Annotated in this window: 19 protein-coding genes and 1 pseudogene; 14 read left to right on the top strand and 6 right to left on the bottom strand. The window is 64.1% G+C overall.

What is annotated here, in order from left to right:
- Nucleotides 1-185 precede the first annotated feature (185 nt).
- Genes IVA81_RS07155 through IVA81_RS07145 form a run of 3 tightly spaced genes read right to left on the bottom strand, consistent with a single transcriptional unit; the run spans nt 186 to nt 6,011 of the window.
- Nucleotides 186-3,740 carry an error-prone DNA polymerase gene (locus IVA81_RS07155; protein WP_247314165.1) on the bottom strand — a complete coding sequence of 1,185 codons (3,555 nt, stop codon included), beginning with the start codon at nt 3,738-3,740 and terminating at the stop codon, nt 186-188.
- Nucleotides 3,737-5,326 carry a DNA polymerase Y family protein gene (locus IVA81_RS07150; protein ID WP_247314163.1) on the bottom strand — a complete coding sequence of 530 codons (1,590 nt, stop codon included), beginning with the start codon at nt 5,324-5,326 and terminating at the stop codon, nt 3,737-3,739. Before IVA81_RS07150 ends, IVA81_RS07155 begins: the two co-directional genes overlap by 4 nt.
- The gene (locus tag IVA81_RS07145; RefSeq protein ID WP_247314161.1) at nt 5,223-6,011 is read right to left on the bottom strand and encodes a DNA repair protein; all 789 of its coding nucleotides are present in this window, start codon (nt 6,009-6,011) and stop codon (nt 5,223-5,225) included. Before IVA81_RS07145 ends, IVA81_RS07150 begins: the two co-directional genes overlap by 104 nt.
- A gap of 163 nt (nt 6,012-6,174) precedes the next feature.
- Here IVA81_RS07145 and IVA81_RS07140 point away from each other — a divergent pair, with 163 nt between their 5' ends.
- The 3 genes from IVA81_RS07140 to IVA81_RS07130 all read left to right on the top strand — a co-directional run bounded on the left by IVA81_RS07140 (nt 6,175) and on the right by IVA81_RS07130 (nt 10,579).
- Nucleotides 6,175-7,410, top strand: a complete 1,236-nt coding sequence (locus IVA81_RS07140; protein ID WP_247314160.1) for a putative DNA modification/repair radical SAM protein — start codon at nt 6,175-6,177, stop codon at nt 7,408-7,410.
- Nucleotides 7,410-8,852 carry a UdgX family uracil-DNA binding protein gene (locus IVA81_RS07135; protein WP_247314157.1) on the top strand — a complete coding sequence of 481 codons (1,443 nt, stop codon included), beginning with the start codon at nt 7,410-7,412 and terminating at the stop codon, nt 8,850-8,852. Before IVA81_RS07140 ends, IVA81_RS07135 begins: the two co-directional genes overlap by 1 nt.
- A 98-nt stretch (nt 8,853-8,950) precedes the next feature.
- Nucleotides 8,951-10,579 (top strand): inorganic phosphate transporter, encoded by a 1,629-nt coding sequence (locus IVA81_RS07130; protein ID WP_247314155.1) that lies wholly within the window; start codon nt 8,951-8,953, stop codon nt 10,577-10,579.
- Nucleotides 10,580-10,652: 73 nt separating this feature from the next.
- Here IVA81_RS07130 and IVA81_RS07125 read toward each other — a convergent pair whose 3' ends face one another.
- Nucleotides 10,653-11,825, bottom strand: a complete 1,173-nt coding sequence (locus IVA81_RS07125; RefSeq protein ID WP_247314153.1) for a M20 aminoacylase family protein — start codon at nt 11,823-11,825, stop codon at nt 10,653-10,655.
- A 202-nt stretch (nt 11,826-12,027) separates the two neighbouring features.
- Here IVA81_RS07125 and IVA81_RS07120 point away from each other — a divergent pair, with 202 nt between their 5' ends.
- The 8 genes and pseudogenes from IVA81_RS07120 (at nt 12,028) to IVA81_RS07085 (ending at nt 18,165) form a co-directional block, all read left to right on the top strand.
- Nucleotides 12,028-13,647 carry a GMC family oxidoreductase N-terminal domain-containing protein gene (locus tag IVA81_RS07120; RefSeq protein ID WP_247314151.1) on the top strand — a complete coding sequence of 540 codons (1,620 nt, stop codon included), beginning with the start codon at nt 12,028-12,030 and terminating at the stop codon, nt 13,645-13,647.
- Between the two features lie 12 nt (nt 13,648-13,659).
- Nucleotides 13,660-14,541: an alpha/beta hydrolase gene (locus tag IVA81_RS07115; protein WP_247314148.1), complete on the top strand. Its 882-nt coding sequence runs from the start codon at nt 13,660-13,662 to the stop codon at nt 14,539-14,541.
- Nucleotides 14,542-14,759: 218 nt separating this feature from the next.
- The gene (locus IVA81_RS07110) at nt 14,760-15,704 is read left to right on the top strand and encodes a metallophosphoesterase (RefSeq protein ID WP_247314147.1); all 945 of its coding nucleotides are present in this window, start codon (nt 14,760-14,762) and stop codon (nt 15,702-15,704) included.
- Between the two features lie 15 nt (nt 15,705-15,719).
- Complete coding sequence (locus IVA81_RS07105) at nt 15,720-16,055, top strand: plastocyanin/azurin family copper-binding protein (RefSeq protein ID WP_247314145.1); 336 nt, start codon at nt 15,720-15,722, stop codon at nt 16,053-16,055.
- Between the two features lie 127 nt (nt 16,056-16,182).
- Nucleotides 16,183-16,731 carry a sigma-70 family RNA polymerase sigma factor gene (locus tag IVA81_RS07100; RefSeq protein WP_247314143.1) on the top strand — a complete coding sequence of 183 codons (549 nt, stop codon included), beginning with the start codon at nt 16,183-16,185 and terminating at the stop codon, nt 16,729-16,731.
- On the top strand, nt 16,728-17,495 hold the full coding sequence (locus tag IVA81_RS07095) for an anti-sigma factor (protein WP_247314141.1): 768 nt from the start codon (nt 16,728-16,730) through the stop codon (nt 17,493-17,495). The genes IVA81_RS07100 and IVA81_RS07095 overlap by 4 nt, the downstream gene beginning before the upstream one ends.
- Nucleotides 17,496-17,564: 69 nt before the next feature.
- Nucleotides 17,565-17,847 (top strand): annotated as a pseudogene (locus tag IVA81_RS07090) (type II toxin-antitoxin system RelE/ParE family toxin).
- 12 nt (nt 17,848-17,859) lie between these two features.
- Nucleotides 17,860-18,165: a HigA family addiction module antitoxin gene (locus tag IVA81_RS07085; RefSeq protein WP_247314139.1), complete on the top strand. Its 306-nt coding sequence runs from the start codon at nt 17,860-17,862 to the stop codon at nt 18,163-18,165.
- A gap of 10 nt (nt 18,166-18,175) precedes the next feature.
- Here IVA81_RS07085 and hpnO read toward each other — a convergent pair whose 3' ends face one another.
- Complete coding sequence (hpnO, locus tag IVA81_RS07080; protein ID WP_247314137.1) at nt 18,176-19,567, bottom strand: aminobacteriohopanetriol synthase HpnO; 1,392 nt, start codon at nt 19,565-19,567, stop codon at nt 18,176-18,178.
- Nucleotides 19,568-19,708: 141 nt separating this feature from the next.
- On the opposite strand from hpnO, the gene IVA81_RS07075 reads away from it, so the two are divergent.
- The gene (locus IVA81_RS07075) at nt 19,709-20,341 is read left to right on the top strand and encodes a DUF2147 domain-containing protein (protein WP_247314134.1); all 633 of its coding nucleotides are present in this window, start codon (nt 19,709-19,711) and stop codon (nt 20,339-20,341) included.
- Here the strand turns inward: IVA81_RS07075 and IVA81_RS07070 are convergent.
- Nucleotides 20,309-22,894, bottom strand: a complete 2,586-nt coding sequence (locus tag IVA81_RS07070; protein ID WP_247314132.1) for an MMPL family transporter — start codon at nt 22,892-22,894, stop codon at nt 20,309-20,311. The genes IVA81_RS07075 and IVA81_RS07070 overlap by 33 nt on opposite strands.
- Nucleotides 22,895-23,352: 458 nt before the next feature.
- Here IVA81_RS07070 and ispH point away from each other — a divergent pair, with 458 nt between their 5' ends.
- Both ispH and hpnH read left to right on the top strand, forming a co-directional pair.
- Entirely contained in the window at nt 23,353-24,279 is a 927-nt protein-coding gene (gene ispH / locus IVA81_RS07065; protein WP_247314130.1) for a 4-hydroxy-3-methylbut-2-enyl diphosphate reductase, read from the top strand.
- A gap of 36 nt (nt 24,280-24,315) precedes the next feature.
- Nucleotides 24,316-25,476 carry an adenosyl-hopene transferase HpnH gene (gene hpnH / locus IVA81_RS07060; protein ID WP_247314128.1) on the top strand — a complete coding sequence of 387 codons (1,161 nt, stop codon included), beginning with the start codon at nt 24,316-24,318 and terminating at the stop codon, nt 25,474-25,476.
- Nucleotides 25,477-26,307 lie beyond the last annotated feature (831 nt).

Below are 26,307 nucleotides of genomic sequence, written 5' to 3'. Positions count from 1 at the left end.
CCAGCTCGGGCGGCCACCCGGGCTGGGCCATTCCTCACGGAACGGCTCAATATAATCGATCGCCCTAATACAAGGGTGGGCAAAGCGAAGCGTGCCCACCGCTTCGCGACTAACCGCGGGAAGGTGGGCACGGCGCTCGCGCGCCTTTGCCCACCCTACGGCAGCTTTGATGGAGGCGAAGAGCCTCAATGAAAATCCCGCGACGGCGGCAGGATGCGGACGTTGCGGGGATGACGGATTTTTTGCGCTGGCATGTCCGCGAGCGCGCGAGGGTCTTCGTTGAGGGGCTCGACCAATGTGGCGCCTGCCGGCACCGGATGCTTGCGGCCTAGGGCATCGTTGGCGAGGCCGACCAGATCGTGTGAGCGATCGACCATGCGCTGGGCAATGAGATGTGTCACCTTCTCGGGGCTGCTCTGGATATAGCCTTCGACCAGGATGAGGCGCGCGCCCATCACCTCCTTGCGGTACTGCTCCATGATCTTGGGCCACACCACGACATTGGCGATGCCGGTTTCGTCCTCCAGCGTCATGAACACGACGCCGCTGGCGCTGCCTGGCCGTTGCCGCACCAGAACCACGCCTGCGCAGCGGACGCGGCGCCGCTCGTTCTCATGGCTGATGGCCTTGCAGGCCACCACCCGCTCGCGCGAAAACATCTCGCGTAAAAATTCCATCGGATGGCCCTTCAGCGATAGCCGGATGGTCTGGTAGTCCGCGACCACCTGCTCGGCGCGCGGCATCAGCGGCAGCGGCTTTGCATGCTCATCCGGCTGCTCGCGGGCGGTCGCCGCCTCGAACAGCGGCAGCGGCACGTCGTCGGGCAGCCGCCGCACCTGCCACAGCGCTTCGCGGCGGTCGAGCCCGAGCGAGCGGAACGCGTCGGCATCCGCCAGCAGGATCAGCGCACGCTTGGGCAGGCCGGTATCGCGAGCAAAGTCTTCGAGCGAAGTGAAGGGCCGCCGGCTGCGCGCGGCGACGATGCGGTCGGCCCAGTCGAGTTCAGCTTTTTCAACGCGCATCTGGTTCAAGGCCGCACGGGAGGTGGATAGGTTCCCTCCCCCCTTGCGGGGGAGGGTTAGGGAGAGGGGTGAGCCGCGCGGGCGCTGGTCGTGGCTTACCCCTCTCTCCAACTCTCCCCCGCAAGGGGGGAGAGAGCCCAACCATTCGTGCGTCCCTGACTCATGCTCATCAACGCTTCGCTTGCGCAGCGCCTTGGCCCTCTTCAGCCGCTCCTCATCTTCATCCAGCCAATGGAAGCCGTCGATCTGGCGGAAACCCAGGCGCACGGCGCAGTATCTGCCTTCAGTATTCTCCAACGTGTTTTGCGCAAAGCTGTAGGACACGTCGATGTCGCGAATCTCGACGCCGTTCTTGCGGGCATCGCCGACGATCTGCGCCGGCGCGTAAAAGCCCATGGGCTGCGAGTTAAGGAGCCCGCAGCAGAATGCGTCGGGGTGATGATATTTCAGCCACGACGAGATGTAGACGAGCTGCGCGAAGCTTGCGGCATGGCTCTCGGGAAAACCATAGGAGCCAAAACCTTTGATCTGCTCGAAGCAATTTCTGGCGAACTGGGGATCGTAGCCTCGGCGGATCATGTTGCCGATCATTTTATCTTCGAAATTGCCGATGGTCCCGACATTGCGGAACGTCGCCATGGCACGCCGCAATCCATTGGCCTCTTCCGAGGTAAAGCCGGCGGCCACGATCGCAATCCGCATCGCCTGCTCCTGGAACAGGGGCACTCCCAACGTCTTGTGCAATACTTTGTAGAGTTCGTCCGGCTCTCCATACTCAGGCGACGGAGCCGGATAATTTTCCTTCTCCTCACCGTTCCGCCGCCGCAAGTAAGGATGCACCATATCGCCCTGGATCGGCCCGGGCCGCACGATCGCGACCTCGATGACGAGATCGTAGAACGTTCTCGGCTTCAGGCGCGGCAGCATGTTCATCTGCGCGCGGCTCTCGACCTGGAACACGCCGAGCGACTCTCCATCACACAGCATGTCATAGACCTTGGGATCGTCCTGCGGAACGCTCGCCAGAACCCAGCGTTCGCCCTTGTGCTCGTCGATCAGATCAAAACACTTGCGGATGCAGGTCAGCATGCCCAGTGCCAGCACGTCGACCTTCATCATGCTGAGCGCGTCGACGTCGTCCTTGTCCCATTCGATGAAGGTGCGGTCGTCCATCGCGGCATTGCCGATCGGAACATAGGTGTCGAGCCTGTCCTGTGTCAGCACATAGCCGCCGACATGCTGGGAGAGATGGCGGGGGAATTCGATCAGCTCGGTCGCAAGCTCGACCGCGAGGTTGATCATGGGATTGTTGGGATCGAGGCCGGCCTGCCTGACCTGCATGTCGTTGAGGCCCTTGCCCCAGCTTCCCCAGACGGTGTCGGCGAGCGCGGCGGTGACGTCCTCGGTCAGGCCCAGGGCCTTGCCGACGTCGCGGATGGCGCTGCGCGGGCGATAATGGATGACGGTGGCGATGATCGCGGCGCGGTGACGGCCGTAGCGGCGATAGACATATTGCATCACCTCCTCGCGCCGCGAATGCTCGAAATCGACGTCGATATCGGGCGGCTCCAGCCGCTCCTTGGAGATGAAGCGCTCGAACAACAGATCGACCTTGGTCGGATCGACCGAGGTGATACCGAGCATGTAGCACACGGCCGAATTCGCCGCCGAGCCGCGGCCCTGACACAAAATGTTCTGGCTGCGCGCGTAGTGCACGATGTCGTGCACGGTGAGGAAGTAATGCGCGTATTTCAGCTCGGCGATCAGCGCGAGCTCTTTCTTGAGCGTCGCGCGCAACTTGTCATCGATCTTGCCGCCGAAATATTTGTCGACACCCGCCCAGGTCAAATCCTCCAGATGCCCCTGCGCGGTCTTTCCCGGCGGCACCGGCTCGTCCGGATATTGGTATTTGAGCTGGTCGAGCGAGAATTCGATCTTGTCCGCAAAGCGCATGGTCTCCGCGATCGCTTCAGGAAAATCGCGGAACAGCCGGGCCATCTCCCGCGGCGTCTTCAAGAAGCGTTCGGCATTGGCTTCCAGCTTCCGCCCGACCGCCTCGATCGTGGTCTTTTCCCGGATACAGGTCAGCACGTCCTGAAGCGGCCGGCGGCCGGCATCGTGATAGAGCACCTCGTTGGTCGCGAGCAGCGGCACTTTTGCCTTTGCCGCGAGATCATCGAGCCGCGCGAGGCGGCGCCGGTCATCACCGCGATAGATCAGGCTCGCCGCCAGCCATACGCCCTCGGCACTGCTTGCCCTGAGCTTGGCAAGAACATCCAGCGCCTGCGCCGGCTCGAAGCGATGCGGCAGCGTCAGGACCAGGAGCTGGCCTGCGGAAAACTCCAGGAGATCAGCGAAGGTGAGACGGCACTCACCCTTCTCGATGCGCGTGATGTCGTCGCCGCGCTTGCCCCTGGTGAGAAGCTGACAGAGCCGGCCATAGGCCGCACGGTCGCGCGGATAGACCAGAATGTCGGGAGTGCCGTCGACGAAGACGATGCGCGCGCCGATCAGGAGCTTCGGCTTGTGCGGCACCTCGTCGTTGTCGAGCTCCTTGTAGGCGCGCACCACGCCGGCCAGCGTGTTGTGATCGGCGATGCCGATCGCGGGAAGGCCGAGCTTGCTCGCCTGATGCACATAGGCGCGCGGATCCGAGCCGCCGCGCAGGAAGGAGAAATTGGTGGTGATGCCGATCTCGGCATAAGCGGGGGTATTCATGCGAAGAGACCGTGCACATACCATTTCGCGGGAATGGATTTGCCCTCCTTGTCAATCAGCTCGTCGTAGAGACCGTCGCGAAAAATCCAGAAGCGCAGGCCTTCGGCGTCCTCGATACGAAAATAGTCCCGCGTCAATTGCCTGCCGTCCTGCCGCCACCATTCCATCGCGATGCGCTCGGGCCCTTCCACCCGCACCACCGCATGCAACGCGCGGCGCCAGGTGAATTGATGCGGCGGACCGTCCGGCACGGTTGCGAACGGTACCGTGACCAGCTCCGGCTTGTCGAACAGCCGCATGGGGCGCAGCGGCGGCTCGCTCTCGACACGTGCGGGCCATTCGGCCTGCACGGCGGCAGCAAGATGATGCTGCGCCGGCGCGGCCATCGCCGCACATTCGGGGATATGCGTATCCTGCGGCAGGTGCACGACGACGCGCTTTCCCCCGATGCGGGCGGCGATGCGATCGATCAACGCGGCAAGCTCGTCATTGTCGTGGACATGGGCGTCGAGATCGCGCTGCTCCTGCACCACGATCTCGGTGCGGCTCGCCGACAGCCGCACCATGTCGAAACCGAAGCCGGGATCGAGCGGATCGGCGAGCGCATCGAGCCGCTCGCGGAACAGCCGGTCGATCACCGCGCTTCGCGTCACCGGACGTCCGGTCTCGACCATGATCGCGCGTACCACGCCGTCGGTACGGAAGAACGCCGCCTCGAGCCGGCGCGCGCCTTTGCCCTGTTTCTCCATGGATGCGATCAACGTGTCGGCGAGCCGCGACAGAGTCATCGCAATCATGGTGTCGGTTGCGATCGGCTCGGCAAAGCGCTTCTCGACGATGTAATCGGGCAGCGGTTTGCGCGGGCTGATCGGCGCATCGCCCTGCCCCAGCGCATGCGCGAGCAGCGTGGAGAACCGCGCGCCGAACCGCGCCGTGATTTCGCCCGGCGAGCGCGCGGCGACGTCGCCGATGGTCTTCAGGCCGGCGCGGCGCAGGCCGGTGGTGATGGCCTCGCCCGCACCGAGCGCGAACACCGGAAATCGCTCGATCGCCGCCGCCTCTCCGCCATCGGGAACGATGCTGCCCGAGGCCTGCCGCGTCAGCGTACGCGCACAGACCGACGTGCCGGCGATCGCCGCACCAACGGCAAAGCCCTGGCGGGCAAGCGCACGAACCAGCATCGTTAGCAGCGCAGCCTCGCCGCCGAACAGATGTGCGCAGCCGGTGATATCGAGGAATAACCCGTGCGGCGGATCGAGCGCCACCAGCGGCGTGAAGCGGTCGCACCAATCGGCGATATCGCTGAGCGTCTTCGCATCGGCCACGACATCGGCGTCGAACACTTTTAGATCCGGACACATCGCCCGCGCATTGGCCAGGGGCTGGCCGATGTACAGGCCGAGGCGTTCAGCGGCCTCGTCCAGCGCATGGATCACCAGCGCATTGTTGTCCTTGATGACGACGATGCTCGGATGAGTGGGGTTACCCAGCCCGGCGCTGCCAAGGAACCGCTGGATCCGGTCGATAGGCAGGCGCGGCAGCCACAGGCTGAGAATACGTCGACGGCTCACTGAACTGGCACTCATCACATTTCCATTCCATGATCCACCGACCGCACGGGCCATGACGATTGCGCAACAGCTCGGCATCGAAGCGCGGCGCGCCCCAGATGCTCCACCCCGGGCTCGGCGGCGAATGCGCCGCGCGCAGCATCCATCGCGTCTCCGCGGTCGACGGCAAAGGCTGCGCGGCCATGCGCAGCATCAGGCCGGTGACGCCGGAGCCTTGCGCAGCCAGCGTCAGCTTGCGGCTCGCCACGAGATCGAACTGTCTGGTCTCTCCCCAGAGCTCGAGCACGACGGCACCCAGAGCATCGCAGGCGAGCGCATCGGCCGAGGTGCGCAGCGCGCTCTCCACGTCGGCCGCGCGCACCATCACGACGCGGCGCGGGTCGAGGCCGATCTCGGCGAGCCCGCTCATCGACAGCGCGCCTGTTTCGATGTCCGAAAAATCCTGCCGCACCCACAGCAGCGGCTTGCGGGCCGACACGCGCCCTGCGAGGCCCATGACAAACCCCGTTGCGGCCGTCCCCTGCCGCCCCTCGCAAAACACCTCGTGGATCGCCGCGCGCGCGAGCCCGCCCTTCAGCGCGGTATCGACCTCGCTGTGGCCGAGTGCGACGCGATCATACTGATGTACGACCTCCGCCGTCTCGATGCGCTCGATCTGGCCGCGCAAGGTCGCAAGCGCGCTGCTACGTGCGCCGCTCATGCTCGCCGCTCCTTCAGAGGTGATTGCCGGTGGCTTTCAAAAAGAGAACCAGCGGCTGGCTCATTTGTTCATGATATGTTCTAATATAAAGCTAACGGCGTCAGAAGAGTCAATCGAATTGGCGCCCTCCAGGATTCATGAGCTGAATCAAAGGGATTCAAACATGGACGTACAACGCAAGCTGGAGATTCTGGCTGACGCCGCCAAGTACGACGCGTCCTGTGCCTCCAGCGGCACCGAAAAGCGGGATTCCAGCGACGGCAAGGGCATGGGCTCGACCGCGCCCGGCATGGGCATCTGCCATTCCTACGCGCCGGACGGACGCTGCATCTCCCTGCTCAAGGTGCTGCTGACCAACGCCTGCAATTACGACTGCCTCTATTGCGTCAACCGCGCCTCCTCGAACGTGCCGCGCGCCCGCTTCACCATCGACGAACTGGTCAAGCTGACGCTCGACTTCTACCGGCGCAATTACATCGAAGGGCTGTTCCTCTCCTCCGGCATCATCCGCAGCCCCGACTACACCATGGAGCAGGTGGTCAGCGTCGCGCGAAAGCTGCGCGAGGAGCATCACTTCCGCGGCTACATTCATCTGAAGACCATTCCCGAAGCCGACGACGCGCTGATTGCGGAAGCCGGCAAATATGCCGACCGTCTCTCCATCAACATCGAGATGCCGGAGGAAACGAGCCTGCAGCAATTCGCGCCGGAAAAGGACGTGCGCGCGATCCGCCGCACCATGGGCCGGTTGCGGCTGAAGCTCGACGAAGCCGAGGAAGGTCGCAGCGCGAAGACGAAAGCAAAGCCGCAACGCTTCGCGCCCGCCGGGCAAAGCACGCAGATGATCGTCGGCGCCGACACAGCCTCCGACCACACCATTCTCCACACCAGCGCCAATCTCTACGGCGCCTACAGGCTCCGGCGCGTCTACTATTCCGCCTTCAGCCCGATCCCTGATGCGAGCCGCGCGCTGCCTCTGCGCGCACCGCCCTTGCTGCGCGAGCACCGGCTCTACCAGGCCGATTGGCTGATGCGGTTCTACGGCTTCGACGTTGCGGAGATCGTCGACGACAGCGCGATGCTGCCGCTCGACATCGATCCAAAGCTCGCCTGGGCGCTGCGCCATCGCGACCGCTTCCCGCTCGACGTCAACCGCGCCAGCCGCGAGGAGCTGTTGCGCGTGCCTGGCTTCGGCACCAGGACGGTTGAACGCATCATCGCGACACGCCGCACCACCACGATCCGCCTCACCGATCTCGCGCGGCTGCACGTGCCCAAGCACAAGGCGCTGCCGTTCATCGTCCTCAGCGATCACCGCCCCTCGCCGCATCGTCTCGACGAGGCGCGGCTGGTCGAACGGTTCAAGCCGAAGGCAACGCAACTGGGGTTTGGCTTTTGATGCAGTACATCACTCTCGACACCGAAACCGATTTCGACGGCTGGCGCAAAGTCGCGCGGACACTCGTGCTTCATCATGTGAAGCCCACCGATGTCATCTGGGCCGTGCAGGGCGGCGAAGCCGAGTTGTTCGCGCCGCCCGCGCCGTCTCCGATCCTCGAGGTGAACGACGGCACCTTCAGCGTATCCGCAAAATTCGTCGAACTCGCCCAGGCCGCAATCCTGCACCGCGATCGCCAGCGCTTTGCGATCCTCTATCGCCTGCTGTTTCGACTGAAGGACAATCACGATCTCATCGAGGTCGCGACCGATCCTGATGTCGCGCAGGTCACCGCCATGGCGAAAGCGGTCTATCGCGACGAGCACAAGATGCACGCCTTCGTGCGCTTCCGCGAGATCGGCCGGGAACGTGAGGCGCATTACGTCGCCTGGTTCGAGCCGGAGCATCACATCGTCGAGCTCGCCGCGCCGTTCTTCGCCAGGCGCTTTGCCGACATGCCCTGGTCGATCCTGACGCCTGATTTGTGCGCGCATTGGGACGGCCATGCGCTCTCGTTCACCTCAGGCGTCAGCAAGAGCGAAGCGCCGGGCGAAGACCGGCTCGAGGAAACCTGGCGGCGTTACTACGCCAGCATCTTCAATCCGGCCCGGCTCAAGGTGAAGGCGATGCAGGCCGAGATGCCGAAGAAATACTGGAGGAACCTGCCCGAGGCTTCGATCATTAAGCCTCTGATCGAAGACGCCGAGCGCATGACCGGCGCCATGATCGCCAATGCCGCAACCGATCCGCACAAGCCTCAGAGGCGGCTGGAGGCTCCGATGAAACGCAAGACCGCAGCCGACGATCTCGAAACGCTTCGCGAGGAAGCCGCGCATTGCCGCGCCTGCCATCTCTACAAGGACGCGACCCAGACCGTGTTCGGTGAAGGCCCGAAGTCGGCAAACATCATGCTGGTCGGCGAGCAGCCCGGCGACAAGGAAGACCTCGCCGGCCATCCCTTCGTCGGCCCGGCCGGCCAGATGCTCGATCGTGCGCTGGAGGAGGCCGGTGTCGACCGCAAGAAGGTCTATGTCACCAACGCGGTCAAACACTTCAAATTCGTGCCGCGCGGAAAAATCCGCCTGCACCAGAAGCCGAATACGCCCGAGATCCGGGCCTGCCGGCAATGGTACGAGCGGGAAGTTTCGGCAATTCAGCCCGATCTGATCGTGGCGATGGGTGCCACCGCGGCGCAAAGCGTGTTCGGCAAGATTACCCCAATCGGCAAGACCCGCGGCCGCCTCATAGACCTTCCCGACGGACGCAAGGCTCTGGTGACGGTGCACCCGTCCTACCTGCTGCGGCTGCCCGATCCGGAGGCCAAGGTGCTGGAATATCAGCGCTTTGTCGAAGACTTGAAGATCGCCGCGTCCTTACAGAAGAAGTCCGCACGCGCTGCCTAAATACTGGCGGGAAAACGGTTTTCACGCGGCGGTTGTCATCCGGCCTTCAAATCCATCGCGGACAATACCCTTACTTTAAAGTTAAGGGGCGTCCAGACATGACCGATGTTGCATTCGACCGCGCGGTAGCAGATCCCGCGCCCGTCCAGCCGGCCTCGCGGCCAAATCTCGACAAGGGCTTCAATCCGCTGACGATGATCCTGTTCTTCGGCATCCTCGCCGCGGGCCTGCTGTTCGTCGCCTACAGCATCTATGTCGACGTCAACGCGACCGGCACCAAGATCACGACCTTCGTGCCCTACATCCTCCTGTTCGTCGCGCTCCTGATTGCGCTCGGCTTCGAATTCGTCAACGGCTTCCACGACACCGCCAATGCGGTGGCGACGGTGATCTACACCCATTCGCTGCCGGCTGAAGTGGCGGTGATGTGGTCGGGCTTCTTCAACTTCCTCGGCGTGCTCTTGTCCTCCGGCGCGGTCGCCTTCGGCATCGTCTCGCTGCTGCCGGTCGAGCTGATCCTCCAGGTCGGCTCCAGCGCTGGTTTCGCCATGGTGTTCGCGCTGCTGATCGCCGCGATCCTGTGGAATCTCGGCACCTGGTTCTTCGGCCTGCCCGCCTCCTCCTCGCACACGCTGATCGGCTCGATCATCGGCGTCGGCGTCGCCAACGCTGTCATGCGCGGCCGCGACGGCACCTCGGGCGTGGATTGGAGCAAGGCAACCGATATCGGCTACGCGCTGCTGCTGTCGCCGCTGTTCGGCTTCATCTGCGCCGCCGTGCTGTTGCTGCTCCTCAAGTTCATCGTGCGCAACCCGGCCCTCTACGCTGCGCCCGAGGGCAACAAGGCGCCGCCGCTCTGGATCCGCGGCCTGCTGATCGCAACCTGCACCGGCGTCAGCTTCGCGCACGGCTCCAACGACGGCCAGAAGGGCATGGGCCTGATCATGCTGATCCTGATCGGCACCGTGCCGACGGCCTATGCGCTCAACCGCGCGCTTCCGGAATCCCAGGTCGTCCAGTTCCAGAAGACGTCGGATGCCGCTTCCAAGGTGATCTCGGCGAAAGGCGCCGGCCACAGCATCATCGGCGATCCCCGTCCGGCCGTGACGCAGTACATCACGCTGCGCCACATCAACGAGGGCACCTATCCCTCGCTCGCCGTGCTGGTGAAGGACGTCGGCAATCAGGTCGCCCAATACGGCTCGCTGAGCAAGGTCCCGGCGGAAGCCGTGGGCAACACCCGCAACGACATGTACATGACCTCGGAGGCGATCCGCTTCCTGATGAAGGACAAGGAGAACGATCTCAGCAAGGAGGAGATCGCGACCCTGAACGCCTACAAGGGCTCGCTCGATGCCGCCACCAAGTTCATCCCGAACTGGGTGAAGATCGCGGTCGCCATCGCGCTCGGCCTCGGCACCATGATCGGCTGGAAGCGCATCGTCATCACCGTCGGTGAGAAGATCGGCAAGACCCATCTCACCTATGCGCAGGGCGCCTCGGCCGAGCTCGTGGCCGCCGCTACGATCGGCGCCGCCGACGTGTTCGGCCTGCCGGTCTCCACCACCCACGTGCTGTCGTCCGGCGTCGCCGGCACCATGGCCGCGAACGGCTCGGGCCTGCAATGGTCGACCATCCGCAATTTGCTGATGGCCTGGGTTCTGACGCTGCCCTGCGCCATCGCGCTGTCGGCCCCGCTCTACGTGATCTTCTCGAAGATCTTCTGAGCGATCGCACTCCTCAGAGACAAAGGGCCCGTGCGATGCACGGGCCCTTTTCCTTTGGGATTTGACCTCAGCCCTACGATGCCGCGAGCGATTCCTCGACCAGCTTGACCCAATAGGACGTGCCGAACACGATCGCCTCGTCGTTGAAATTGTAGGCGGGGTGATGCAGGCCGGCGCTGTCGCCGTTGCCGCAGAAGATGAAGGCGCCGGGCCGCGCTTCCAGCATATAGGCGAAATCCTCGCCGCCCATCAGCGGCGGCATCTCGTGCACATTGGCCTCGCCCGCGACCTGCCTGGCGATGCGGCGCGCCACCTCGGTCTCCGCGGCGTGGTTGTTCACCACGGGATAATTGCGCTTGTAGTGCAGGTCGATCTTGGCGCCGGTGATCTGCGCCACGCCCGCGACCACCTCATGCACGCGCTTCTCGATCAGCTTGCGCACTTCCGGCGACAACGTGCGGATGGTGCCCCTCAGCGTCGCGGTTTGCGGAATGACGTTGCGGGCATTGCCGGCGTGGAACTCGCAGATCGAGATCACGGCCGATTCCAGGGGATCGACGCTGCGCGCGACGATCGACTGCAAGGCGGTGATCACCTGTGCGCCGACCAATACGGAGTCCACGCATTTGTGCGGACGCGCGGCATGGCCGCCGAGACCCTCGATCATGATGTCGACCTCGTCGGTCGCCGCCATGATCGGACCCGGCCGGATCGCGAACGAGCCGATCGGGATGCCAGGGCCGTTGTGCATGCCGTAGACCTGCTCGATGCCAAAGCGCTCCATCAGGCCGTCCTTGACCATGGCCGCGCCGCCGGCGCCACCCTCCTCGGCCGGCTGGAAGATCACCACGGCATCGCCGGCGAAGTTGCGGGTCTCGGCGAGGTAGCGGGCGGCACCGAGCAGCATCGCGGTGTGGCCGTCATGGCCGCAGGCGTGCATCTTGCCCGGCGTCTTGGAGGCGTAAGGCAGGTTGGTCTGCTCGTCGACGGGCAGCGCATCCATGTCCGCGCGCAGTCCGATGGACTTGAGCCCTTCGCCGGCCGGCTTGCTGCCCTTGATCACGCCGACCACCCCGGTCTGTCCGAGCCCGGTCACGACCTCGTCGCAGCCGAACTCGCGCAGGCGGTCCGCCACGAATGCTGCAGTGCGATGAACGTCGTACAGCAGTTCGGGATGCTCGTGGATGTCCCGGCGCCAGGCCTGAATATCGGGTTGAAGGTCGGCGACGCGGTTCACGATGGGCATGGAGGGTCTCAAGCTTTGTTGAAAATGCAGGACTGTCTACCATGCAAGCGCGAGTCCACCCAACTGCCTGAGAGTCCGGGGGAGCTCTGTCCTCTCGTCATGGCCGGGCTTGTCCCGGCCATCCACGTCTGCCTATTAGGACAGAAAGCGCGTGGATGCCCGGGACAAGCCCGGGCATGACGCCTGTTTGGGTGGAAGCAGAATGCCAAGACGGCTCGAAGGTGAGTTTGACTACATTGTCGTCGGAGCCGGTACGGCGGGCTGTATCATCGCCAACCGGCTGTCAGCCGCCCCCAACAATCGCGTCCTCATCCTCGAAGCCGGCGGCGACGACAACTGGATCTGGTTCCACATCCCGGTCGGCTATCTCTTCGCCATCGGCAATCCGCGCTCGGACTGGATGTTCAAGACCGAGGCCGAGCCGGGCCTGAACGGCCGTTCGCTGGCCTACCCCCGCGGCAAGGTGATCGGCGGCTGCTCGGCGATCAACGCCATGATCTCGATGCGCGGACAGGCCGCCGACTACGATCACTGGCGCCAGCTCGGCATGACCGGCTGGGGCTATGACGACGTGCTGCCGCTATTCAAGCGGCTGGAAGATCACTTCCTGGGCGCGAGCGAGCATCACGGCGCGGGCGGCGGCTGGCGCATCGAGGCGCCGCGGCTGTCGTGGGACGTTCTCGATGCCGTCGGCGACGCCGCCGAGGAGATGGGCATCAAGCGCATCCTTGATTTCAATATCGGCGACAACGAAGGCACCAGCTATTTCCACGTCAACCAGAAGCGTGGCCGGCGCTGGTCGTCGGCGCGCGGCTTCCTCAAGCCCGCACTGAACCGTCCGAACCTGCGGCTCGAAAAGCACGTCCTGGTCGACCGCCTGATCATCGAGCAGGGCCGCGCCGTTGGCGTGCGCTTCATCCAGAACGGCGAGATCATCGAGGCGCGGGCGAGGCGCGAGGTGATCCTCTCGGCAGGTTCGATCGGCTCAGTGCAGGTGCTGCATCGCTCGGGCATCGGGCCGGCCGACTGGCTGTCGCCGCTCGGCATCGACATCGTCATGGACAAGCCCGGCGTGGGACGCAATCTGCAGGACCATCTGCAGCAGCGCGCGATCTACAAGGTCGAGGGCGTGCGCACGCTGAACGAGACCTATTACAACCTGTTCCGCCGCGGCTTGATGGGGCTCGACTACGCCTTCCGCCGCCGCGGCCCGCTGACCATGGCGCCGTCGCAGCTCGGCATCTTCACCCGCTCGGATGCAACGCGCGCGCGCGCCAACATCCAGTTCCACGTGCAGCCATTGTCGCTCGACAAGTTCGGCGATCCCCTGCACCGCTTCCCCGCCATCACGGTGAGCGCCTGCAATCTCCAGCCGACCTCGCGCGGCACCGTGCGGCTACGTTCGGCAACGCCGGACGAAAAGCCGATCATCGCGCCGAATTATCTGTCGACCGAAGACGACCGCCAGGTCGGTGCCGACGCCATCCGCACCACGCGCCGCCTGATGCAGCAGAAGGCACTCGCCAAGTATCGTCCGAGCGAATACCTGCCCGGTCCCTCCGTCGGCGACGACGATGCTTCGCTTGCGAAAGCCGCCGGCGATATCGGCACCACCATCTTCCATCCCGTCGGCACCGCGAAGATGGGCGCTGCAAGCGATCCGATGGCGGTGGTCGACGAGCGCCTGCGCTTCTACGGCCTCGAAGGTTTGCGCATCGTCGATGCCTCGATCATGCCGACGATCACGTCGGGGAATACCAATACGCCGACCGCGATGATCGCCGAGAAAGGCTCAACCATGATTTTGGAGGATGCGAAGTAGTATCCTCATCCCATGATCAACCCGCATCGCTTTTCAATCGGCCCCGCCGACACAGAGATCGCTATGCTGCAATGGGGCGCGAGCGGCAAATCGCCCGCTCTCCTCCTGCATGGCACCGGCTTCGTCGCAGACGTCTGGAGCGAGGTCGCGTGCGAGCTGGCGTCGACCTACACCGTCTATGCGCTCGACCGCCGCGGCCACGGCGCCAGCCACAAGCCCGACGTTTATCACTTCCTGGATTACGCCGACGACGTCTGCCGGGTGATCGATGCACTTGATCTCCGCGACGTCTACGGCATAGGCCACAGCGCGGGCGCGACTGACCTGCTGCTGGCAGCAAGGATGCTGCCGGGATGCTTCACGCGCCTCTTCGTGATGGAGCCGACCGTCATGGATCCGCGCGCGGCGCGCTCCGGGGGATTGAGCGAGGAATCCCTCGCCCGCGTGCTGGGCACGCTGCGTCGGCGAGCGGAGTTCGACAGCGCCGACGCTGTGTTCGAACGCTACCGCACGGCACCAGCGTTTGCGGATTGGACCGAGACCTCGCTGCGGGCGTATGTGCGCCACGGCTTCGTGCCGCTCGATGATGGCAGGGTCCGGCTCTGCTGCACGCCCGAGATCGAGTCGGAGATTCTGCGTCCGATTTACGAGGCGATGGAGCAGGTCTACGTCGGCGATGCGCGCGGCAATCCGTTTGCCTCGCTCACCGGGATCGAATGTCCCGCGCGCGTCACGACCGCGGCGAAGTCGGGGCCGATCTATAAGGAGATGGCGCGACGCGCGGTATCGCTGATTCCGCAGGTCAGCACGATGGTGTTCGAGGGTGCCGGGCATTGCGTGGCGCAGGAAGTGCCGGGGCGAGTGGTGGAAGCAGTCCGGGAGTTCGCAAAGTAGGCTCGTGCCCCGGACGCGCTGCAGCGTGCAACGCTGCTGCGCAGAGCCGGGGTCTGTCTCACCACGTATTGTGCGGCCTTCTGGGGCTCCGCGCAGCAACGTTGCGCGTCCGGGACACGAGAGCGACCTCACGAAATCGTCATCGTAACAGGGAATAAGCCCCTCCCTCTCCCGATCACCTCCCCGACGCCCAATTCCGGGCGAAGTGGAGATGCGCGATGAGCGGACACGATCACGGCGACGACGGCGTCAGCCGCCGCAAGGTCCTGGAATGCATGACCTGGGCCGGCACTGGCGTGCTCTGGACCATCACCGGCGGTGTGCCGCGTTCGCTCGGCATCATCGATTCCGCGCAAGCCGCGACCGCGGCTGCTCCCGGCATGACCTTCCTCCAGATCAGCGACAGCCATGTCGGCTTCGACAAGCCGGCCAATCCCAACGCGCTCGGCACGCTGGAGGAGGCCGTCAACAAGATCAACGCGATGCCGGCCAAGCCCTCCTTCATGATCCACACCGGCGACATCACCCATCTGTCCAAGGCCGCCGAATTCGACAATGCCGAGCGCATCATCTCGCAGACCAAGCTGGACGTGCATTACGTACCCGGCGAGCATGACTTCCTCGACGAGGAGGTGAAGCTCTATCGCGAGCGCTACGGCCGCGGCACCAAGGGCCAGGGCTGGTACGCCTTCGACGCTGGCGGCGTGCACTTCATCGGCCTCGTCAACGTCGTCGATCTCAAGGCCGGCGGTCTCGGCAATCTCGGCGCCGAGCAGCTCGCCTGGCTCGCGGACGATCTGCGCGGCAAGTCGAAATCAACGCCCATCGTGCTGTTCGCGCACATCCCGCTTTGGACCGTCTATCCGGAATGGGGCTGGGGCACCGAGGACGGTGGCCGTGCGCTGGAACAGGTGAAAGGCTTCGGTTCGGTCACCGTACTGAACGGCCACATCCACCAGGTGATGCAGAAGGTCGAGGGCAGCGTCACCTTCCACACCGCGCGCTCGACCGCCTTCCCGCAGCCGGCGCCGGGCTCCGCCCCCTCGCCCGGACCGATGAAGGTCGAGGACGCAAAGCTTCGCGGCATGCTCGGCGTAGCCAGCATCAACTTCAAGCAGAACGAGCAGCGGCTCGCGATCATCGACACGCCGCTTCAAGGTTGAGGCAGGAAGCCGACAATGAAGACACTCAATCGCCGCGATTTCGGCCTCGACCTCGGTCTCGTTTTGGCCACGGCCGTCCTGTTGCCCGCAACGAAAGCCCGAGCCGACGACATGGACGTGCATATCGACAATTTCGTTTTCCAGCCGGCCGAGCTCAAGATCAAGGTCGGCACCACCGTGAGCTGGACCAACCGGGATGACATCCCGCACACCGTGGTGTCGGCCGGCAAGTTCAGGTCCAAGACCCTGGACACTGACGACAAGTTCTCGTTCACCTTCACCAATGCGGGCGACTACAAGTATTTTTGTTCGCTGCACCCGCACATGACGGGGATGATCAAGGTTGAGTAACATCTCGAACCAAGGCATCAACGTCTTGCCCGGCCGGTGGTCCCACGCCGGCCGGGCTCGTGTGCCTTCCACCACGCACAGGGACGAAACGAAGCCGCAAGCACAACAAGAGGCAGAGCGAGGAGCGATGCCCGGCACCGACGATTTGCAGAAGGCGCAACGCTTCCGTGAAGCGGCGCTGCCCCATCTCGACGACGTCTATACGCTCGCGCGCTATCTGCTGCGCGACGCTTCCGACGCGGAAGACGCGGTGCAGGAGTGCTATCTGCGCGCGCTGAAGCATTTCGACAGCTATCGCGGCCCGGCCATCAAGCCCTGGCTGTTCGCGATCCTGCGCAACGTCTGCAACGCCGAATATGCAAGGCGCGCGCATCGGCCGAGCGCGATCGAGGACACGCCTGGCGCTGCCGAACAGACGCCGATCTGGCAGGAGAGCGAGGCGAGCCCGGAAACCGAGGTGCTGCGCAGCCGCGATGCCGGTGCGATCCGCAAGCTGATCGAGACGCTCGCCGAGCCGTTCAAGGAAACCTTCGTGCTGCGCGAGATCAACAACCTGTCCTATCGTGAAATCGCCGAGGCCATCGGCGCCCCCGTCGGCACCGTGATGTCCCGCCTCGCCCGCGCTCGCGCCATGCTGCGCGCAGCCTGGACGGCGGAAGAGGAGCACTCAAGATGACCTGCGACGAAGCAAGGATCCTGCTTCACGCGCTGCTCGACAACGAGCTCGATGCCGGCCATGCGCGCGAGGTCGAGGGCCATATCGCCGGCTGCCCGGACTGCGCCGCGGAATTCGCCGCACAGCGCGAGATGCAGCGCGTGCTCACTGATACCAATCTGCGCTACACCGCGCCCGCAAGCTTGCGCAGTCGGATCGAGGCGTCGCTGCCGCAAGCGCAGCGCCAGCAACCGAGCCGCCGCTCCGTGCTGCGCGGCTTTGCGATGGGCTCGGCGGTCTCCGCACTGGCCGCGACGGGCATCGTCGCATTGGTGCTGCGCCAGGACGACCAGCAGCGCATCCTGTCGGAGGTCGTCTCCGCGCATCTGCGCTCGCTTCAGGCCGGTCATCTCACCGATGTGGTCTCGACCGATCAACATACGGTCAAGCCGTGGTTCAACGGCAAGCTCGACGTCGCCCCGCCCGTGATCGATCTCACCGCGCAAGGTTTCACGCTGGTCGGTGGCCGGCTCGATTATATCGATGCCCGCGCCATCGGCGCGGTCGTCTACAAGCGACGGCAACACGTCGTCAATCTGTTCGTGTCGCAAACGTCGAGCAGCGAGCACCGGCCGCCGAAGACCCAGACCATGCAGGGCTTCAATTGCCGCCGCTGGGGCGAGCGTGGCCTCAACTTCTGGGCCGTCAGCGACATCGGCGCCGACGAGCTCGCCGAATTCGTCGACAAGTTCGAGGCGGCGATGAAGGCGAACGTGGAGGGATAGCCCCTGAGGAATGTATCATGCACTGATACGAGCACTAGCTTATGTATCAAACAATGATACACTGCTTGAGTGATCAGGACGTTTCGGGATAAAAAGACTGAAGCGGTCTTTAGCGGCGAAAGTCCCAAGGGCTTTCCGGCCGATTTGGTGAAGGATGCGCGCCGGAAGCTGCGCTAACTTCACGCTGCAGGTGAACTCAGCGATTTAAGGGCGCCGCCAGGCAACCGCCTCAGAGGCTCTTACCTCTGATCGCAAGGGACAGCATTCGATCAGGATCAACGATCAGTTCCGGATATGCTTCGTCTGGACGGCAGATGGTCCAACTGAAGTCGAGATCGTGGACTATCACTAGGAGAGCACGACGATGGCCAAAAAGCTCAAGCCCATGCATCCTGGTGAGGTTCTGCGGGAAGAATTTCTGATTCCGCTGAGCATGTCGGCTGGTGCGCTCGCCAGGGCATGCGGCCTGCCGCGCACGCGTATCGAGCGGATCGCGGGTGAGCAGACCGGGATCACGGCCGACACCGCACTTCGGCTTGCCAAGGCGCTCGGCACGACTGCCGAGCTTTGGCTCAATCTTCAGAACGATTACGACATCCAGATCGCCAAACGCGATCTCGGCAAAGCGCTCGACCGCATCGAGACTGTGAACAAGCCCAAGGCGGCCTGAGCGATCGGCCTTACGCCGACCGCCGCACAGCGTTGTCCACCAGCGTCTTGCCGAGCGACCAGATCGCGCCGGGGACCTTGTGGCTGCCGGCGATGACGTCGTCGAAGGCGCGCTCGATCCAGCCGCAGTCTTCCTCGGTGATGGTGAGCGGCGGCAGCAGTTTGATGGTGTGGCTGCCGTGGCCGGCGACCTGGGTCAGGACCTTGTGATCCTTGAACAGCGGCACGGTGATGAGCTGGCAGAACAGGCCTTTGTTGGCCGCCTCCAGCACATTCCAGGAGGCGCGCAGCCGCAGCGACTTCGGCGGGCCGAACTCGACGCCGATCATCAGGCCCTTGCCGCGCACTTCCTTCATCAGCTCGTAGCCCGGCACCATGCGCGTCAGCGCGAGGCGCAGCTCGGCGCCGCGCTTGGCTGCGGACTCGATCAGCTTCTCGGACTCCATGACGTCGAGCGTGGCGATGCCCGCAGCCATGGCAAGGTCGTTCTTGGAGAAGGTGGAGCCGTGCACGACCGCACGGTCCATCTGGTTGAAGATCTTGTCGAAGATGGCCTTGCGCGTCAGCACCGCACCAACAGGCACGTGGCCGCCGGACAGCGACTTCGACAGCAGCACCATGTCGGGCTCGACGTTCCAGTGCTCGACCGCGAGGAAGCGGCCAGTGCGGCCCATGCCGGTCTGGATCTCGTCGGCGACGAACAGCGTGCCGTATTTCTTGCAGAGCGCGGCCGCGCCGGGCAGAAACTCGTCGGTGGGCATGTTCACGCCCTTGCCCTGAATCGGCTCGACGACGAAGGCCGCGACCTCGCGCGAGGCCAGCGCCTTTTCGAGCGCGGCCAGATCGTTGAACGGGATCGACGTGCACCCCGGCAGCAGCGGCTCGAAGCCGGTGCGGAAGTTCGAATCACCCGTCAGCGACAGCGCGCCATAGGTCAGTCCGTGATAGCCGTGGGCGCAATAGACGATGCCGGGGCGGCCGGTGGCGCCGCGGGCGAATTTGATTGCAGCTTCGACACATTCGGCGCCGGAATTGGCGAAGAACACCTTGTCGAGATAGGGAACGTATTTCAGAAGCCGCTCGGCGAGCACGCCGGCGAGCACCGAGACGTCGAACTGGACGAGATTGGGCAGGTCGGCGTCGAGCACGCTCTTGAGCGCCTCGCGCATGACGGGATGATTGCGCCCGATCGCAAATACGCCAAAGCCGGACAACAGGTCGAGATAGCGCGCACCGTCGCGGTCGTAAAGATACTGCCCCTGACCCTTCTGGAAGCCGACATCGTAGCCGATGGTCTTGAGGACCCGAACGAACTGCTCGTTCAGATACCGATTATGCAGGGCGCTACGCTGGGCCTGACGGTCCGCGAATAGCTGAGACATGTCTGGATTTGGACTGTGCATCCGCTACATACTTCGGTTGAGGGCCGTCTCGTCAACTGAAAACGGACCGTTACTGAAAACGGTTTGTGCGGCCTTTTGCCCTTTTTCGGACCATCTTCGCAAGCACAGCTTTAGACCATGTTGCACTGCCGAGGAACTATCATGCGTTTGGCCCTTTACACCGGAATAATACTGGCTGGTGGTTACACCTGCCTGACCCCCGCGCTCGCTGCCGATCCCACCGGCGATTGGCGGGTTGCCGATGCCGTCGCCAACATTCGTGTCGCCCAATGCAATGGCAGCATGTGGGGCGCGGTTTCCTGGGAAAAACAGCCCGGCGGCCGCGACGAGAACAACCCGGATGCCTCGAAAAAGACCAGGCCGACGCTGGGCATGGCGACGCTGATCGACATGAAGAAGAAGCCCGGCGCCGATCAGTGGGAGGGGCAGGTCTACAACGCCAAGGACGGCCAGCTCTACAGCGCGACCATTACGCCTGTCGGCGCCGACCAGCTCGAGATCAAAGGTTGCGTGATGGGCTTCCTCTGCGGCGGCGAGACCTGGACCCGGGTTGGCCCGCCGATCCCCTTGAGCACCGCCAATGCCATGGCCAAGGGCGCGCCCAAGTCCGCCGGCGCGGCGCCGAAAGCCACAGGAGCGACGGTCGCAGCTGCACCTGCACCTGCGCCCGCGGTCCCGAAGTCGGCCGGCGCAGCCAAGCCCGGTCAGAAGGGCGCCGCCGACCCGGTCGGCGACATCTGCCTACTCCCTGAGATTGCGGGGTTTGCCCATTAGGGCCGGCTGGAACAGCAGCACGGCCGCGAGCGTCGTGACCAGCGAGAGGGCCAGCAGCTTGCCCATGCTGGACGTGCCGGGATGGCTCGACAGCCACAGACTGCCGAACGCGGTCGCCGTCGTCAGCGCGCTGAAAAAGATCGCGCGTGTCAGGCTGGTCTGGAGCAGGTTTGTCCTGCCCGAGCGCCAGGCCACGACATAATAGATCTTGAAGGCGACGCCGACGCCGAGCAGCAGCGGGAACGCGACGATGTTCGCGAAGTTGAGCGGCAGGCCGATCAGCACGCAGATCTCGAGCGTCACCGCGCCGGCCACCAGCAGCGGCACCAGCGTCATCAGCACATCGACGAAGCGGCGCAGCGTGATCCACAGCAACAGGCCGATCACCAGCAGCGCATAGATGCCGGCATGGATGAACGCCTTCACCACGGTGTCGCCGGATTTCAGAATCGAGACCGGGCCGCCGATCGCGGTCGGCTCGGCAACGAGCACCGCCGCCGCAAATTTGCGCAGCGTGTCATTGTCGTTGGGATCGCCCTTGGGCAACGCCTCGACGCGGATGATGTCCTTGCTCTTCCAGGCGCTGACGAGATCCGGCGGCAGTGACTTCAGGGTGACAGGCTCGGCCTGCATCGCGCTTCTGAGCTGGTCGAACACGATCTTCATCGGCGTGACGAACACGTCCTGCGCCTTGTTGCGCGTGGCCTCGTCACCATTGGCGAGCTTTTCGAGCGAGTCTGCCAGACGGCGCGAGGCGACCCCACCCGGGCCCTTCGCCTCACCCGCGGTCCGGCGCAAATTGTCGACCGAGGACTTCAGCGCCTCGACGTTTTCCTGATCCGACGGCGCCGCGTCGATCTGGTCGGGATTGAGTGCGGGGTTCAGCACCTTGGCGCCCTGCGCGAGCAGCTTCAGCTTCGGCGGCTGGTCCTGCGGCACAAAGCTGTTGAGCGACATCACCCTGAGCACCTCAGGCACCTTCTCCAGCTTCGCCTCGACCGCCCTTGCCTGCTCTTCCGACGTGGTCATCACGTTGATGGCATTGGCGCCGGTGTTGGGGTCCTTGCGCAAATCCAGGAAGGTCGCGATCGATTCAGCGTGCGGGTTGCGCAGGTTCATCGGGTTGAAGTCGAACTTCAGGAAGTAGAGCAGCGGCAGGCCGGCGAGCGCCAACAGCAGCGTGCCGCCCACGACCAGCACACGGTGCTTCTCCAGGAAGTGGTCGAGGGGCGCCAGGAAGGCATAACCGACGGGCTCCTGCTCACCGGGCGGGTTCAACAGCTTCAGCATCGCCGGCAGTACGGTGATGCTGGAGAGGAACGCCACCAGCATGCCGACGCCGGCAATCTGGCCGAGCTCGGAGATGCCCTTGTAATCGGTCGGCAGGAAACAGAGGAAGCCGGCCGCAGTCGCCATGGCCGCCAGCGACAGCGGCACCGCAGAGCGCTTGGCGGCAAGCACCAGCGCGCCGGAGAGATCGTTGTGCTTGTAACGCTCCGAGCGGTAGCGGACGCTGTACTGGATACCGAAATCGACGCCCAGCCCCACGAACAGCACCGCGAACGCGATCGACAGCAGATTGAACGATCCGACCATCATCAGGCCGGCCGCGGTCGTCAGCGCGAGGCCCACGAAGAGATTGATGAACACCGCGAAGATGATCTTCGCCGAATGCAGCGCGAGCCAGAGGATGAGCAGCACGACGAGAACCGTGCCGATGCCGTTGATGACGGCCCCCTCCTGGACGGTGGCGTATTCCTCGTTGGCGATCGGGACCGGGCCGGTCAGCCGCACCCGCGCCTGGAATTTGGTCGGAAAATCCAGATCCGCGGCGGCCTTGCGGATCGCGTCGGTGGCGCCCTTGCCGGGCTCCAGCGCGTTGTAGTCGAGGATCGGCTTGAACTCGATGAAGGCGCGCTTGTCGGAATCCGACAGCGGCTCGTCGCTGACGAGCTCGCGCCATGAGAAGCTCGCATGCCCCTTGTTGAGCACGGTCTCGACGGTCTGCGCGATCAGGTTGAAAGGCCGCGCGGTGTTGTCGAGCTTGACCTGGCCGCGCTTGACGCCGGCAAGGCCCGTCTCGAGCGCGCCGGTCAGGCCGCGGATCGAGGGATCGCCGGCCATGATCTCGATCAGGGGCGCTGCGGATTCAAACTGGCCGGTGATCTTGCCGACCTCCTCGGTCGGCAGGAACAACAGGCCGTTCTTCTCGAAGAACTCGCCGCTGCCGAGCTGCTGCATCGACTGGAAGTTGGTCTTGTCGTCCTTCAGCTTGGCATAGAGCGCGTCCGACGCTGCGCTCGCCATTTCGGGGGTCTTGGCCTCGACGACCGCCGTGATCGTCGCATCGCGGTCGAAGGCCCGGTCGAACTGCTGGTCGCGCTGGCGCCAGTCCAGATTCTGGGCAATCAGCGAATTGATGTCGGTGTTGATGGCGAAGTGCTGGGACGCGTAATAGCCCGCGGCCACCGCCAGCAGGAGCCCGAGAACGACGACGAGGGAGGCAAACCGGGTGCAGGCCCTGACGATGGCAACGACGACGCTTTGCAGCACTTCTTTTCTTTCTGCGGTTAACAGCTTGCCGGAAACGCCCGCTGTTTATCGGAGTTCCCGGGCGAAACCTATTGCTGTTTTGAGTGGCTCTTGCCGCACACGGTTCGAGGTAAACGGCGGGAGACCGGGCAAAATCATGCGGGGGCCGTCGGTATAGCCGGGGAGTTGAGGCGGGAAAGTGACGAAGAGCTGGGCACAGATGTTGCCCATCTTGCTTGCAACGATTACCCTACTATATTACCTAAAATTGCCCCGCCGAGGCGCCCAGGTTTCATTCGACCTTTCCTTGTTGCCGATTTTTTGACACAAAGCCTTGCGCCTCCATGCGCCGGAGCCCCGACGAGGGTGGGTGGCTACCGCGTGCGCGAACCAATGGTGCGGATATTGCAACTCATTGGTCGGAGTGCCGCCGGGGACTTTACGAAGCGGATGGGTGCAACTTGCGTGATGGGCGTCCAATGGAAGTTTATCTGGCGCAACCGCGCGGCTTCTGCGCGGGCGTGGTGCGTGCAATCGAGATCGTGGAACGGGCGCTGGAGAAGTACGGCCCGCCCGTCTACGTGCGCCACGAGATCGTCCACAACAAATACGTCGTCGAGAGCCTGAAGAACAAAGGCGCGATCTTCGTCGAAGAGCTGTCCGAGGTCCCGCCGAAGGCGGTCACGGTCTTCAGCGCCCATGGCGTCGCCCGCAGCGTCGAGGAAGAGGCCGCCGCGCGCGACCTTCCGGTGCTCAATGCCACCTGCCCCCTGGTCACGAAAGTTCACAATCAGGGGAAGCGCTACATCAGCAAGGGCCGCACGCTGATCCTGATCGGCCATGCCGGGCACCCCGAGGTCGAAGGCACGATGGGCCAGGTTCCCGCCCCCGTCCTGCTTGTCCAAAGCGTTCAAGAGGTTAATGCGCTGACGCTGCCGGCAGATACGCCAGTGGCCTACATCACCCAGACCACCCTGTCGGTCGACGACACCAGGGACATCATCACGGCTCTTCAGGCCCGCTTTACAGATATTCAAGGCCCGGATATCCGGGATATCTGCTATGCGACACAGAACCGCCAATCTGCGGTAAGGGACTTGAGCAAGCTGGTCGACGTGATCTTGGTGGTGGGCGCTGCCAACAGCTCGAACTCGAACCGGCTTCGCGAAATCGGCACCGAGGCCGGCGTCGCGAGTTATTTGATTGCCGACGGCAGCGCGCTCAATCCGGAGTGGTTGAAGAATGCCAGGACCGTCGGCATCACGGCCGGCGCTTCGGCGCCTGAGGTACTCGTGGATGACGTGATCGAAGCGATGCGGCGGATCGGACCGGTCAAGGTCCAGGTACTGCCGGGCCGCGAGGAAAATATCGAATTCCGGCTTCCGGCCCAACTGGCTGCGAGCTGACCCACCCGAATTGAAAAGCCCAGAAAGAAACTTGTAATGGCCATCCCCTTCTTCAAGGAAATGCGTATCGGCGGCTATTTGCTCAAGCAGAAACTGCTTGGCCGCAAACGCTATCCGCTCGTGCTGATGCTGGAGCCGCTGTTTCGCTGCAACCTCGCCTGCGTCGGCTGCGGCAAGATCGATTATCCGGACGCGATCCTCAACCGCCGCATGACCGCGCAGGAGTGCTGGGACGCCGCCGACGAGTGCGGCGCGCCGATGGTCGCCATTCCCGGCGGCGAGCCACTGATCCACAAGGAGATCGGCGAGATCGTGCGCGGCCTCGTTGCGCGCAAGAAGTTCGTCTCGCTCTGCACCAACGCACTGCTGCTCGAGAAGAAGCTCGACCTGTTCGAGCCCTCCCCTTACCTGTTCTTCTCCGTGCATCTCGACGGCCTGAAGGACCATCACGACAAGGCCGTGTCGCAGAAGGGCGTGTTCGACCGCGCCGTCTCCGCGATCAAGGCGGCCAAGGCGCGCGGCTTCACCGTCAACGTCAACGCCACCATCTTCGACGGTCATCCGGCCGAGGAGATCGCGAAGTTCCTCGACCTCACCGTCGAGCTCGGTGTCGGCGTCTCGATGTCGCCGGGCTACGCCTATGAGCGCGCGCCGGACCAGGAGCACTTCCTCAACCGCACCAAGACCAAGAAGCTGTTCCGCGACGTCTTCGCGATGGGCAAGGGCAAGAAGTGGAACTTCATGCATTCCGGCCTGTTCCTGGACTTCCTCGCCGGCAACCAGGAATACGAGTGCACGCCCTGGGGCATGCCCGCGCGCAACATCTTCGGCTGGCAGAAGCCCTGCTACCTGCTCGGTGAAGGTTACGCAAAAACCTTCAAGGAGCTGATGGACACCACCGACTGGGAAACCTACGGCACCGGCAAATACGAGAAGTGCGCCGACTGTATGGCCCATTGCGGCTACGAGCCGACCGCGGCGACCGCAGCCCTCAACAACCCGCTGAAGGCGATGTGGGTGTCGCTGCGCGGCATCAGGACCTCGGGCCCGATGGCGCCGGAGATCGACATGTCCAAGCAGCGCCCGGCGCAGTACATCTTCTCGGCGGAAGTGCAGAAGCGCCTGTCGGAGATCCGCAAGGACGAGGCCGCCGCCGCGCAGGAGAAGGCGGCGCGGAAGGCTTCGACGGCGGCGTAAGCGGACGCAATCAACTCTCACGACGAGGGCCCGGCCGCGATCGCGACCGGGCCTTTTCTTTTGAGCAAGTCTCGTCGGACTTATGGGCACGCTGCCCAACCCAACGTGTGCGGCACCAGCTTGCTCTTGCCATGCGCTCTCTTCCTCGCAGACACACCTGCGCGCTCTCGCGGCTTCTTTCGCCCGAGCTTTGCTGTTCGTTTCGCCCCTTGAAAGACCAGAGGGCGCAGGGAAGACCGGGCGCCGGCGGCACCCGCAATCCGTGCGCAACAGAAATGCACACGGGGTGGATCACAGGTGATGCCGATCGCCCGGCCTTCCCTGCGCGGATGGTTTTAACGGCGTCCTTCGTGCTCTCCTCGGGGAGCGTTGCACTATTGCCCCCGTCGTCTTCGCGGCTGATCGATGTGCGCACCCGGTCGGGCCGCCGCATCACCGCAAGACTTGACGCCAGCCTGCGGGCGTCAGGACCACACGACTTCTCCGTCCGCGGACGGCCGGGCCGGGAGCATCGGACGCTCGCGTGTGCTCGCCCCCTGAAGCCTGACCTCGCCGTTGTGACCGCGCCGTTCGTCCCGCGATGCGCATGACTCACGGTTGCCCGCCCTGTCATCGCCTTCGCGCCGGCGCTGCCGCGTCCACCGCACCCCGACCCGCATCTCGTGACGATCGCGAAGCGCCCCTCTGGCGGGGCCGGGATAAGCGTCATATGCCACAAATCCGAAATTCTGGAAAGTAGAATATTTTTTTGTGGAAGGGATTGACGGGTGTCCGCTTGTTTTGCCCGACGCCGCTTGGAGCGTCCTCCGCAAATATGAAAAACAACTCCAT

Origin of the sequence: Bradyrhizobium sp. 141 (genome assembly GCF_023074055.1) — a bacterium.
Taxonomy (GTDB): Bacteria; Pseudomonadota; Alphaproteobacteria; order Rhizobiales; family Xanthobacteraceae; genus Bradyrhizobium.
The sequence above is the reverse complement of the archived record's forward strand: the minus strand, read 5'-3'. Positions and strand labels throughout refer to the sequence as shown.